This window comes from Oharaeibacter diazotrophicus, assembly GCF_004362745.1.
GTDB classification, from domain to species: domain Bacteria; phylum Pseudomonadota; class Alphaproteobacteria; order Rhizobiales; family Pleomorphomonadaceae; genus Oharaeibacter; species Oharaeibacter diazotrophicus.
In genome coordinates this window covers 142,646-154,639 of record NZ_SNXY01000012.1, presented here as the reverse complement: position 1 = coordinate 154,639, position 11,994 = coordinate 142,646, and the positions used below count along the sequence as shown (strand labels likewise).

Below are 11,994 nucleotides of genomic sequence, written 5' to 3'. Positions count from 1 at the left end.
GACAGCGTCGGACCCAGCAGCACGTTGAGGCTCCCCGCCCGGAGCGTCATCGACACCCCCGATACGTGATCCTCTCCACCCACCGTCCGTCCGACTTCGATCAGCTCGAGCATATAGGTCTCCTCCATGCCGGAACGCCCCGCGTCCTGCGCGGGCCCGCTCCGACCGTCCGCCCGGACTCCTCCCCGGCGGCCTGCCATCCCCTCGGCGACTTAACCCCAGCCGCCCGTCGTATTCTACTGCGCCGCCACGCCGAGACGGGCGTCGCCCAGGAATTCCTCCAGCGCCGCCCGCCCCTCGGCCGGCAGCGTCAGGCCGAGCTTGGAGCGGCGCCACAGCACGTCGTCCGCCGTGCGCGCCCATTCGCGCTCGACGAGATGGCGCACCTCCGCCTCCGTCAGGCCGGCGCCGAAGCCGCGGCCGAGGTCGGCGTCGGCGCGCGCGCCGGCGAGGATGCGGCGGGCCTCGGTACCGTAGGCCCGCGCCAGCCGACGCACCAGCGCCGGCGTCACGCCCGGATGGGCCGCGCCGAGTTCGGCCACCAGCGCCTCGAAACCCTCGACCAGGAAGTCGCCGCCGGGCAGCGCGGCGCCGCCGGTCCAGGATCCCTTGCCGCGGCGCCCGAGCGCCTCCTCGATCTTCTCCAGCACGCTCTCGGCGAGCCGGCGATAGGTGGTGATCTTGCCGCCGAAAACGTTGACGAGACGCGGCGCGCCGTCGGCGCCGTCGACCTTCAGCACGTAGTCGCGCGTCGCCTCCTGCGCCTTCGAGGCGCCGTCGTCGTAGAGCGGCCGCACGCCGGAATAGGACCAGACGATGTCGGACCGGCCGATCGGCTTGGCGAAATATTCACCGGCCGCCGCGAGCAGATAGTCGATCTCGCCGTCGGTGATCGCGACGTCGGCGGGGTCGCCGGTCCAGTCGCGGTCGGTGGTGCCGATCAGCGTGAAGCTGCCCTCGTAGGGGATCGCGAAGATGATGCGACCGTCGGCGTTCTGGAAGATGTAGGCGCGGTCGTGATCGAACACGCGCTTCACCACGATGTGCGAGCCCTGGACGAGGCGCACGTTGCGGGCGTCGTTGCGGCCGAGCGGACCGCGCAACACCTCGTCGACCCACGGTCCGGCGGCGTTGACCACCATCTTCGCGGTCACGACGCGGCGGGCACCGGTGGCGCGGTCCTCGAGCACGGCGCGCCAGACGTCGCCTTCGCGCGCCAGCGTGGCGACGCGGGTGCGGGTCAGGATGGTCGCGCCGCGGTCGGCCGCGTCGCGGGCGTTGAGCACCACGAGTCGGGTGTCCTCGACCCAGCAGTCGGAGTATTCGAAGCCCCGGGTGAAGAAGCCCGGCTTCAGCGGCCGGCCGGTCTCGTCGCGCGAAAGGTCGAGCGTGCGCGTCGGCGGCAGCAGCTTGCGACCGCCGAGGTGGTCGTAGAGGAAGAGGCCGAGGCGCAGCAGCCAGGCCGGCCGAAGGCCGCGGTGGTGCGGCAGCACGAAACGCAGGGGACGGATGATGTGCGGGGCGAGCCGCCACAGCACCTCGCGCTCCTGCAGCGCCTCGCGCACCAGACGGAACTCGTAGTGCTCGAGGTAGCGCAGGCCGCCGTGGATCAGCTTGGTCGACCACGACGAGGTGCCGGAGGCGAGGTCGTTCTGCTCGGCCAGCAGCACGCTGTAGCCGCGGCCGACGGCGTCGCGCGCGACGCCGCATCCGTTGATCCCGCCCCCGACGATGAGAACGTCCACGTCCGCCATCGGCGCCCGACTCCCCACCTTTCGCAATGCAGCAAAAGGATTTCGTTTTTCTGTTGAAGCGCAGGCTAAACGAATGTTGACGCCGGTCAAGCGAAAATTCAATCGAATGAACCGCACGCGGCGGCGACGCCCGGCGCGGGTCGCCGCGGCGTGCGAAAATCGGCGGGGACGATGTCGGGAGACGGCGGGGCGGCGCCCAGCCGACGCGAACGCATGCGGCGCGCGGGGACGCGAGGGGCCGGCTCGGACGGTAGGGAGCGGGCGTCCGGCCGGGGCGCCGGACGCCGCGGATCAGCCGCGACGGGCGCGGACCGCGTTCGCGAGGTCACGGAACCAGAGCGCGCTCGCCTTCGGCGTGCGGACCTGGGTGTCGTAGTCGACGTGGACGATGCCGAAGCGCTTGGCGTAGCCCTCGGCCCACTCGTAGTTGTCCATCAGGCTCCACGCGAAGTAGCCGCGGACGTCGACCCCGGCGTCGATCGCGTCGGCGAGGGTGTGGAGATGGGCCTCGACATAGGCGAGCCGGTCCGGGTCGTCGACGCGGCCGTCGACCACCGCGTCGTCGAAGGCGGCGCCGTTCTCGGTGACGTAGACCGGCGGCAGCCGCCAGCGCCGCGCCATGTCGGCGAGGAGATGGGTCAGGCCCTCGGGCGCGATCTCCCAGCCCATCGCGGTACGCGGCACCTTGGGCGGATGCCACTGCGCCGCCGCCGGGAAGGCCAGCGTCGGGTCGGCGTGGACGCGGTCGGGCGTGTAGTAGTTGATGCCGAGGAAGTCGAGCGGCGCGGCGATCGCGGCGAGGTCGCCGTCGCGGATCTCCGGCATCGCCGGCCCGAGCGCCTCGACCACCGCCGCCGGGTAGCGGCCGGCGAAGATCGGTTCGGCGAAGACGCCGTTGTGGAAGGCGTCGTAGCGCTCGGCCGCGGCCCGGTCGGCCTCGGTGTCGCTCGAGGGGTAGATCGACTTGGCGTTCAGCACGATGCCGACCGGCACGCCCGGGGCCGCCGCGCGCACGGCGGCGGTGGCGAGGCCGTGGGCGAGGTTCAGCGTGTGGACGGCGGCGAGCGTCGCCGGCAGGCTGCGCTCGCCCGGGGCGTGGACGCCGTAGAGATGGCCGAGGAAGGCGGCGCACCACGGCTCGTTCAGCGTCATCACGCCGGCGAGCCGGTCGCCGAGCCGGCGCGCGACCACGTCGGCGTAGTCGGCGAAGGCGTGGGCGGTGTCGCGGGCGCACCAGCCGCCGCGGCCGAACTGCGCGATCGGCAGGTCCCAGTGGTAGAGCGTGGCGTAGGGACGGACGCCCTTCTCGAGCAGGGCGTCGACCAGCCGGTCGTAGAAGGCGAGCCCGGCCTCGGCGACGGCGCCGCGACCGTCCGGCACCACCCGCGGCCACGCGACCGAGAAGCGGTAGGCGTCGACGCCGAGCGAGGCGATCAGGTCGACGTCGCCGCGCCAGCGTCGGTAGTGGTCGCAGGCGACGTCGCCGGTGTCGCCGTTCACGACGCGCCCGGGGATCCGCGAGAAGGCGTCCCAGATCGACGGCGCACGGCCGTCGGCGTCGACGGATCCCTCGATCTGATAGGCCGCGGTGGCGACGCCGAACACGAAGTCGGCGGGCAGGCGGGCGGCGAGGTCGGGTCGGGTCATCGGATCGTCCTCGGCTCGTGAGGTTTCCGGCGCGCGCAGGCGGTTTCTGCAATCGATTACAGATCGGATGCTAGCATGTTGAACCGATACAAGACAATCGTGAAACGATCCAATCGGACATCGTCCCTGCTCGCCGGAGGCGCCGCCTACGGTCCGACTGGGACTTTCGCCCTTCGCCGCTCCGGCGACGTGGTTGCACCGCCCCCGTATTCGCTATATCCGTTCGGACATAGCGCCGAGACCGTCACGCCCGGCGCCGTTCCATCCGATCGATGCCCGGGGGTGTCCGCATGCTGTTCCGCCGCCAGTTCCTCGCCGTCGCCGCCGCCTCGCTCACGCTCGTCGGGGCGGTGAACGCCGCCCTCGCCGAGGGCACCGTCACCGTCTTCGCCGCGGCGTCGCTGAAGAACGTGCTCGACGCCGCCAAGCCCGGCTTCGAGCAGGAGAGCGGCAAGACGCTGGTGATCAGCTACGCCGCCTCCGGCCCGCTCGCCAAGCAGATCGAATCGGGCGCGCCGGCGGACGTCTTCGTCTCGGCGGACCTGAAGTGGATGGACTACCTGGACAAGGCCGGCCAGATCGACCCGGCGAGCCGCACCGTGCTCGCCGGCAATTCCCTCGTCCTGATCGCTCCGGTCGATTCGACCGCCGCGATCGACCTCGCCGAGGGCGCCGACCTCGCCGGCCTCCTCGGCGACGGCCGCCTCGCCGTCGGCGAGCCGAAGTCGGTGCCGGCCGGCGCCTATGCCGTCGAGGCGCTGACCGCGCTCGGCATCCTCGGCACGGTCGAGGCGAAGTTCGCGCCGGTCGAGAGCGTGCGCGCCGCCCTCGCCCTGGTCGCCACCGGCGAGGCCGCCGCCGGCATCGTCTACGCCACCGACGCGAAGGTCGAGCCGAAGGTGAAGGTGCTCGCCACCTTCCCCGCGGACAGCCACAAGCCGATCGTCTACCCGGCCGCGGTGACGAAGTCGTCCGCCGACCCGGCCGGCGCGGCCGCGTTCCTCGCCTACGTCGAGACCGGCCCGGGCCACGCGATCCTGCTCGACCAGGGCTTCACGGACGCGAAGTGACGGCCCCGTCGATCGCGGTTTCACAGGCGGCGGGCGGTGTTCCGGAGCATTATCCGACCACTTTGCACGATCTGGTCGGAGAATGCTCCGGCTTTTGAAGCTGGAGCGGTTTCCCATCGACCTGACGATTCCATCAGGTCGGAAAGCGCTCTAGGCTCGACGCCTGACCTCGCCCGCCGGATCCCGCCCGCCCGATGACCGCCCTCTCGCCAGAAGCCTGGACCGCGATCGCGCTGTCCTTCCGGATCGCCGCCGTGTCGACGCTGGTCAGCCTGCCGGTGGCGATCGCGGTGGCCTTCGCGCTGTCGCGCGGGACCTTCCGCGGCCGGACGCTGGTCGAGGGGCTGGTCCAGCTGCCGTTGGTGCTGCCGCCGGTGGTGACCGGCTACGTCCTTCTGCTGCTGTTCGGCCGGCGCGGCCCGATCGGCGGCTTCCTGGAGAGCGCCTTCGGCGTCGTGCTCGCCTTCCGCTGGACCGGCGCCGTGCTCGCCGCCGCGGTGATGGCCTTCCCGCTGATGGTGCGCGCGATCCGCCTCTCGATGGAGGCGGTCGACGTCCGCCTCGAGCGCGCCGCCGGCACGCTCGGCGCCGGCCCGCTCGCCACCTTCGCGCTCGTCACCCTGCCGCTGTCGCTGCCGGGCATCCTGGTCGGTGCCACCCTCGCCTTCGCCAAGGCGCTCGGCGAATTCGGCGCCACCATCACCTTCGTCTCCAACATCCCCGGCGAGACCCGCACCATCGCCGCCGCGATCTACACCGCCACCCAGACGCCGGACGGCGACGGCGAGGCGATGGCGTTGACGCTGGTGGCCGTACTGATCGGCCTGTCCGCCCTGGTCGTCTCCGAATGGATCGCCCGCCGCGCCCCGGGGGGCGGCCGGTGATCGCGGTCGACGTCGCGCACGCCCAGGGCGACTTCCGCCTCGAGGCCGCCTTCGCCGGCGGCGCCGGCATCACCGCGCTGTTCGGACCGTCCGGCTCGGGCAAGTCGACGGTGATCGGCCTTGTCGCCGGCCTCGTCCGGCCCGACCGCGGCCGGATCGCCCTCGGCGAGCGCGTGCTGGTCGACACCGCGGCCGGCATCCACGTCCCGCGCCACCGCCGCCGGGTCGGCGTGGTGTTCCAGGATTCGCTGCTGTTCCCGCATTTCAGCGTCCGGTCGAACCTCCTGTTCGGCCGCTGGTTCGCGCCGCCCGCCGAACGCCGGGTCGAACTCGGCCCAGTCGTGGACACCCTCGGCATCGGCGCCCTGCTGGGCCGCCGCCCGGCGACGCTGTCCGGCGGCGAGCGCCAGCGCGTCGCGATCGGCCGCGCCCTGATGGCCTCGCCGCGGCTGCTCCTGATGGACGAGCCGCTCGCCGCCCTCGACCTCGAGCGCCGCCTCGAGATCCTGCCGCTGATCGAGCGCCTGCGCGACGAATTCGCGATCCCGATCCTCTACGTCTCCCACGCCGTCGAGGAGGTCGCCCGTCTCGCCGACCGCGTCGTCGTGCTCGACCGCGGCCGCGTCGCCGCCGTCGGCGCGCCGGACGACGTGCTGAAGCCGAGCCGCGGCGTCGCCGGCGACCGCTTCGCCGTCGCTTCGGTGCTGACCGGCCGGATCGGCGAGGTCGACGCCGCCTACGGCCTCACGCCGGTCCGCCACCCCGCCGGCACGATCTGGCTGTCGGGCGCCATCGACGCCCCCGGCCGCGCCGTCCGCGTCGTCGTCCGCGGCACCGACGTCGCGCTCGCCACCAGCCTGCCGCGCAACGTCACCATCCGCACCGCCCTCGCCGGCACGGTCGACGCGGTCGCGACCGGCGCCGGACCGAACGCCACCGTCGACGTCCGCCTCGACGGCGGCGACGTGCTCACCGCCGTCGTCACCCGCAAAGCGGTCGACGACCTAGGCCTCGACGCCGGCGACCGCGTCCACGCCCTGGTCAAGGCCGTCGCCCTCGACGAGCGCTTTCAGGTCTGACGGGGGCGTGCCGGCGCGCGCGGGTCGTCAATCCCCGCCGAGGGCGTCGGTCGTGGGCGCGTCCGGCGCGAGGCGGGCCGCGTAGACGCCGAAGCGCGCCGCCGCCAGCGCGGCGCAGTCGGCCTGGAGCGCGCGATAGGCCGCGATCAACTCGAGGCCGAAGGGCGTGACCTCGGCGCCGCCGCCGCCCGCCCCGCCGGCGGCGGTCGCGACGACCGGGGTGTCGAAGGTGCGGTTCAGCGCGTCGAGCAGCAGCCAGGCGCGGCGGTAGGACATGCCGAGCGCACGGCCCGCCGCCGTGATCGAGCCGGTGCGCGCCACCGCCTCCAGGAGGTCGATCTTGCCCGGCCCGATACGCGCGCCGCCGGCAAAGTCGATCCGGAGCTTGAGGCCGGGCGCGTCCAAGGGGCCGGCCGCGTCCGCGCCGTCACGGGCCTCCGCCGTCGCCGTCCGTCGCGCCTCGCGGGTCATCGGCGGTCGATCTCCCGTTGGAATCAGGCCGGCCGGAAGGCGGCACAGACCGACGGATCGGTCTCGATCCGGCCGGCGCCGATCAGGTCGAGGCAGTAGGGCACGGCCGGGAACACCGCGTCGAGGCAGACCCGGATCGAGCCCGGCTTGCCCGGCAGGTTGACGATCAGCGTGCTGCCGCGGATCCCGGCGGTCTGCCGCGACAGGATCGCGGTCGGCACCTTCTCGAGGCTGATCCGCCGCATCAGCTCGCCGAAGCCCGGCAGTTCCTTCTCGACCACCGCCGCCATCGCCTCCGGCGTCAGGTCGCGCGGCGACGGACCGGTGCCGCCGGTGGTCAGCACGAGGTCGCAGCCGTCCTCGTCGGCGAGGGCCACCAGCGTGTCGCCGACGCTGGCGACGCCGTCCGGCACCACCCGCACCAGCGTCTCGTAGGGGCTCGTCACCGCCCGCGCGAGCCAGGCCGCGATCGCCGGGCCGCTCTCGTCGGCGTACTCGCCGCGGCTCGCCCGATCCGACACCGTGACGATCCCGATCCTGACCATGGCGATCCTCCGCTCCCGCGCGCACCGTCGAGCCATAGGCCGGGGACCCCGCCGAGGCAAGCGGCGGCGCTCACACCGCCACCGGCAGGCGCGTGGTCCGTGCCAGCGCCCGAGCGAGACCCGGAAGCCGGGCGGCGGCGGTCGCGGCCAGCGTCTGGAACCACGGCCGCACCATCAGCCGCGACACCGCGGCGGCGCGGCCGACCTGCCCGGCGAGCGTCGCCGCCACCCGGGCCTGGAAAGCGTCGGTGGTCTCGCCGGCGAGGATCGAGGCCGCCGCCTCGGTGCCGGTCCAGAGCGCGATCGCCATGCCGTCACCGGTGAAGCTCGGGATCACCGCCGCCTGATCGCCGACCCAGCGGACCCCGTCGGCCCGGCGGCGGACGAAGCCGTAGGGCAGCCGCGCGATCGCCAGCGGTCGCGGCAGCACCGGCCGTGCCAGGAGCCCGGCCAGCGCTGGCGTCCGCCGGACGAGGTCGGCGACGACGCCGTCGAAGCCGCCGGCGGCGGCGAGCCGGTCGCGGCCGACCAGCAGGCAGAGGTTGACCAGCCCGTCCTCGATCCGCTGCAGCCCGGCGTAGCCGCCGGGAAGTCCGAGGAGATCGACACGGCCGTCGAGCGCCGACGGATCGGCGGGTGCGTAGTGCATCTTGAAGCCGACGAGGTCGCCCTGCGGCCCCTGCGGCCGGTGGTGGTCGCGCAGGTCGTGCTTGCCGGTGGCGACCACCAGCCGCCGCGCCGCCAGCACCCGGCCGCCGTCGAGCGTCACCGTGGCGCCGTCCGCGTCGACGGCGAAGCCGCGCACCGCGCCGCCGCGCAGGATCTCCGCTCCCGCGGCCGCGGCGCGGGCGAGCAGCGCCTCGTCGAGGCGCCGGCGCGACAGCCCGGCGGCCGCGAAGGGCAGCGCGACCGAGCGCACCGCCGCCCCGCCGGGCACGCCGACCCGGCCGATCGGCCGCGCCCCGAGGCCGGCGACGTCGACGCCGAGCCGGGCGGCGAGCGTCATGGTCTCCCCGCTCAGGAACTCGCCGCAGACCTTGTCCTCGGGCCCCGTGCTCCGCTCGACCACGACGACCCGGCACCCCGCGGCGGCGAGGCCGATCGCCGCCGCCGCCCCGGCCGGCCCCCCGCCGGCGACGATCACGTCGGCCGCGCTCACGGATTCACCCGGGAGACGCAGAGCCGGAACGGCATCCACCAGGTCACCGACGCACCCTCGACGCCGGCGGCGGCGAGGAGGCGGTGCCAGTCGGCGGCGACGAAGCCGCGGGCGATCGACACGGTGCCGTCGTGGACGACGAAGCGGTGCATGCGCAAGAGCCGCGAGAGCAGTGCGAAGCCGTGGTAGCTGACCGCGTGGCGGTGGAGGTCGTTGACGAACCAGCCGAGCGCCGCGTGCCGCTCCATCGCCGCCAGGAAACGCACCAGCGCGGCGTCGTCGAGGTGATGGGTGAAGAGGCCGGACACCACCACGTCCGGCGGCTCGGCCATCGCCGCCATGTGGGCGAAGGCGTCGGCGGTGACGAAGTCGATCCCTTCCCCGGCCGGATCGGCGGCGGCCGCCTCCCGAGCAGCCCTGGTCGACCAGGGACTGAGGTCGACGCCGGTGAGCCGCACCGCCACCCCGCGCCGGGCCGCCCAGCGCGCGATCGCCCGGAGGCCGTCGCCGCGGCCCGAACCGATGTCGAGCACCGCGAGCGGCCGGCCGGCCGGCAGCCTGCCGGCGCGGGCGAGGCGGTCGAGGAAAGCGAGCGTCGGCCGGTAGCCGAGGCTCAGCCGGTTGACGCGCTCGAGGTCGGCGAGGAGGGCGCGGAACACCTCGTAGGGCACCGTGCCGTCGTCCATCCACTCCGGCTCGTTCGAGCGCGCCGCCGCGGAGAAGCCGGTCATGCGTGCCCTCCCGCGACGCGGAAGTGCATCGTCTCGGCGGTGAGGCCCGGCCCGAAGGCGCAGGCGAAGCCAGCCTCCCCCGCCGCCGGGCGCGCCGCGAGCACGTCGGCGAGCACGAACAGCACGCTCGCCGACGACATGTTGCCGTAGCGCCGGAGCACCCCGCGCGAGGCGGCGAGCCGGTCCGCCGGCAGCGCGAAGGCGGCCTCGACGGCGTCGAGCACCGAGCGTCCGCCCGGGTGGACGGCCCACAGCGGCACGTCCTCCGGCGCGGCATTGCCGAAGAGGTCGCGGCCGTGGGCGGCGAGCGCCCGCGACACCGCCGCCGGCACCTTGCCGGACAGCACCATCTCGAAGCCGCCGTCGCCGATCGTCCAGGTGATCAGACCGGGGTCCTCGGGCGACAGCAGGGTGCGGAAGCGGTCGAGCGCGATGCCGGTCGGCTCCGCCGAGACCAGCGCGGCGGCGCAGCCGTCGCCGAAGACGAGGAAGGACAGCACCTGCTCGAGGTCGTCGGTCTCCTGGAGATGCAGCGTGCAGAGCTCGAGGCAGACCACCAACACCCGCGCGGCCGCGTCGGACCGGACGATGTGGCGGGCGAGCCGGAGCGCGTTGATCCCGGCGTAGCAGCCCATGAAGCCGACGATGGTGCGCTCGACGCCGGGATCGAGCCCGAGCCGGGCGACCAGTTCGAGATCCAGCCCCGGCGCGGTGAAGCCGGTGCAGCTGACGACGATCAGGTGGGTGACGCCGGAAAGGTCCTCCTCGGGCCCGAGCGCCGCGACCGCCTCGACGGCGAGGTCCGGCGCAGACGCGGCGTAGAGGCGCATCCGTTCGCCCGTCGAGGGAAAGGAGCCGCGGCGGTAGAACGCCTCGGCCTCGATGGCGGCACCGGCCGCGCCGGTCGGCTTCAGCGGCGAGCGCCGGTGTTCGATGCCGGATCGCTCGGCCATGCGGGCGAACACGGCCTGCTTGCGCGGCTCGCCGAGCAGGCCTGCGGCGAAGTCGACGAAGGTGCCGTGGACGTCGTGGGACGGGACCGCGGTCCCGATCCGGTTGAGGTGGGCGGTGGTCATGACGCGAACTCCTCGCGGCCCGGGGGGGGAGGGACGGCCGCGGTCTCCGAGCGAGACCGGCGGACGCTAGACCCGCGAAGCTGACGCGGTGCTGATGCGGCGGCGCCGACGACACGGCCCCGATGCGGTCCCCTTGTCCGCGACCGGTTCCGTCGGCGCTGTTACCCGGGTAATACGTGCGAACCGCCGCAAGGTTTCGCCCGCGCAAAGGTATCGCCCGTGACCACCGTCTACCACCCGGACGTCCATCGTACCGACCGCACGCCGCGTTCCTGGTGGCAGGCGAGCGCGTCGGTGCGGCCGGCGCCGGCCCTCGCCGGCGACGTCGAGGCCGACGTCGCGATCGTCGGCGGCGGTTACGCCGGCCTTTCCGCCGCGCTCCACCTCGCCCGCGACCACGGCATCGGCGCCGTTGTGCTCGACGCCGGCGCGATCGGTTGGGGCGCCTCGGGCCGCAGCGGCGGCTTCGCCACCTATCCCGCCGCCAAGATCGGCGCCGGCGCGATGATCCGCCGCTGGGGCGAGGCCGAGACGCTGGCGTGGTACGCCAGCCAGCGCGAGGGCGTCGACCTCGTCCGCGCCCTGCTCGCCGAGGAGGCGATCGCCGCCGACCCGCAGGGCGACGCCACCTTCGAGGTCGCCCACCACCCGGCCTATGTCGAGGAGCTGCGCGAGGCCGCCGCCTTCTGGCGCGAGCGGCTGCACCAGCCGGCGAGCTTCCTGTCGCGCGAGGCCTTCGCCGAGGTCGGCCACGGCGGCACCGAGCAGTTCGGCGCCATGCGCATCGACGGCCCGTTCGGCCTGCACCCGCTGAAATACGTCGCCGGCCTGCGCGAGGCCGCCGAGCGCCACGGCGCCCGCATCCACGGCGACAGCCGCGTCGTCGCCTGGGAGAAGGACGGCGGCCGCCACCGCCTCGTCACGACCGGCGGCACCGTCCGCGCCCGCGACGTGATCCTCGCCACCAACGGCTACACGCCCGACGACCTCCGCGCCGAGTTCGCCAACCGCACCCTGCCGGCACTGTCGAACATCGTCGTCACCCGGCCGCTGACGGCGGAGGAACTCGCGGCCTGCGGCTGGCGCACCGAATGCGTGCTCTCCAACGCCCGCGACCTCCTGTTCTACTACCGCCTGCTGCCGGACCGTCGCTTCCTGTTCGGCGCCCGCGGCGGCACCTCCGGCTCGCCGACCGAGGACATGCGGATGAAGTCCTGGCTGGTGCGCCGGCTCGGCGAGGTCTTCCCGGCCTGGCGCGACGTCGACGTCGAGTATTTCTGGAACGGCCTCGTCTGCCTGACCGGCCGCCTGACCCCGGCGATCGGCCGGCTGCCCGACGACGCCAGCGTCTCCTACGGCTTCGGCTGGCACGGCAGCGGCGTCGCCGCCGCCACCTGGGCCGGCCGCGCCCTCGCCGACGGCGTCGCCCGCGGCGGCACCGGCCCGCTCGCCGTACCCGCCCCGGTCGCCGGCCTGCCGCCGTCGCTGCTGCACCCGCTGGTGCGCCGCTTCGGCCTGAAGGCCGCCTACGTCTGGTACGGCATCCGCGAGCGGATCCGGGAGCGCTGAACGCCCGGG

11 protein-coding genes and 1 pseudogene are annotated in these 11,994 nt (G+C 74.1%); 4 read left to right on the top strand and 8 right to left on the bottom strand.

Annotated elements, in window-relative coordinates:
• The 3 genes and pseudogenes from EDD54_RS23585 to EDD54_RS22020 form a co-directional block, all read right to left on the bottom strand.
• Nucleotides 1-113: pseudogene (locus tag EDD54_RS23585) on the bottom strand (ABC transporter ATP-binding protein); the annotation flags it as partial.
• Between the two features lie 123 nt (nucleotides 114-236).
• Nucleotides 237-1,754, bottom strand: coding sequence for a glycerol-3-phosphate dehydrogenase (gene glpD, locus EDD54_RS22025; protein WP_126540729.1), 1,518 nt, complete (start codon nucleotides 1,752-1,754; stop codon nucleotides 237-239).
• 291 nt (nucleotides 1,755-2,045) lie between these two features.
• The gene (locus EDD54_RS22020; RefSeq protein WP_126540728.1) at nucleotides 2,046-3,401 is read right to left on the bottom strand and encodes a GH1 family beta-glucosidase; all 1,356 of its coding nucleotides are present in this window, start codon (nucleotides 3,399-3,401) and stop codon (nucleotides 2,046-2,048) included.
• 290 nt (nucleotides 3,402-3,691) lie between these two features.
• On the opposite strand from EDD54_RS22020, the gene modA reads away from it, so the two are divergent.
• The 3 genes from modA to modC all read left to right on the top strand — a co-directional run bounded on the left by modA (nucleotide 3,692) and on the right by modC (nucleotide 6,434).
• Nucleotides 3,692-4,471, top strand: coding sequence for a molybdate ABC transporter substrate-binding protein (gene modA / locus EDD54_RS22015; protein ID WP_126540727.1), 780 nt, complete (start codon nucleotides 3,692-3,694; stop codon nucleotides 4,469-4,471).
• Between the two features lie 194 nt (nucleotides 4,472-4,665).
• Entirely contained in the window at nucleotides 4,666-5,355 is a 690-nt protein-coding gene (modB, locus tag EDD54_RS22010) for a molybdate ABC transporter permease subunit (RefSeq protein ID WP_126540726.1), read from the top strand.
• Nucleotides 5,352-6,434, top strand: coding sequence for a molybdenum ABC transporter ATP-binding protein (gene modC / locus EDD54_RS22005; protein ID WP_126540725.1), 1,083 nt, complete (start codon nucleotides 5,352-5,354; stop codon nucleotides 6,432-6,434). The genes modB and modC overlap by 4 nt, the downstream gene beginning before the upstream one ends.
• 27 nt (nucleotides 6,435-6,461) lie before the next feature.
• On the opposite strand, the gene EDD54_RS22000 is transcribed toward modC, so the two are convergent.
• From EDD54_RS22000 to EDD54_RS21980, 5 genes are all read right to left on the bottom strand, one after another.
• Entirely contained in the window at nucleotides 6,462-6,905 is a 444-nt protein-coding gene (locus EDD54_RS22000; RefSeq protein ID WP_126540724.1) for a winged helix-turn-helix domain-containing protein, read from the bottom strand.
• Nucleotides 6,906-6,928: 23 nt separating this feature from the next.
• A complete protein-coding gene (gene mog, locus EDD54_RS21995) occupies nucleotides 6,929-7,450 on the bottom strand; it encodes a molybdopterin adenylyltransferase (protein WP_126540723.1) in 522 nt (173 codons plus the stop codon).
• A 70-nt stretch (nucleotides 7,451-7,520) separates the two neighbouring features.
• Nucleotides 7,521-8,609 carry an NAD(P)/FAD-dependent oxidoreductase gene (locus EDD54_RS21990; RefSeq protein WP_166653479.1) on the bottom strand — a complete coding sequence of 363 codons (1,089 nt, stop codon included), beginning with the start codon at nucleotides 8,607-8,609 and terminating at the stop codon, nucleotides 7,521-7,523.
• Entirely contained in the window at nucleotides 8,606-9,340 is a 735-nt protein-coding gene (locus tag EDD54_RS21985) for a methyltransferase domain-containing protein (RefSeq protein WP_245515867.1), read from the bottom strand. The genes EDD54_RS21990 and EDD54_RS21985 overlap by 4 nt, the downstream gene beginning before the upstream one ends.
• Nucleotides 9,337-10,416, bottom strand: coding sequence for a type III polyketide synthase (locus EDD54_RS21980; protein ID WP_126540722.1), 1,080 nt, complete (start codon nucleotides 10,414-10,416; stop codon nucleotides 9,337-9,339). The genes EDD54_RS21985 and EDD54_RS21980 overlap by 4 nt, the downstream gene beginning before the upstream one ends.
• Before the next feature lie 219 nt (nucleotides 10,417-10,635).
• Between EDD54_RS21980 and EDD54_RS21975 the strand changes: the two genes are divergently transcribed.
• On the top strand, nucleotides 10,636-11,985 hold the full coding sequence (locus EDD54_RS21975) for an NAD(P)/FAD-dependent oxidoreductase (RefSeq protein WP_126540721.1): 1,350 nt from the start codon (nucleotides 10,636-10,638) through the stop codon (nucleotides 11,983-11,985).
• Nucleotides 11,986-11,994: the final 9 nt, after the last annotated feature.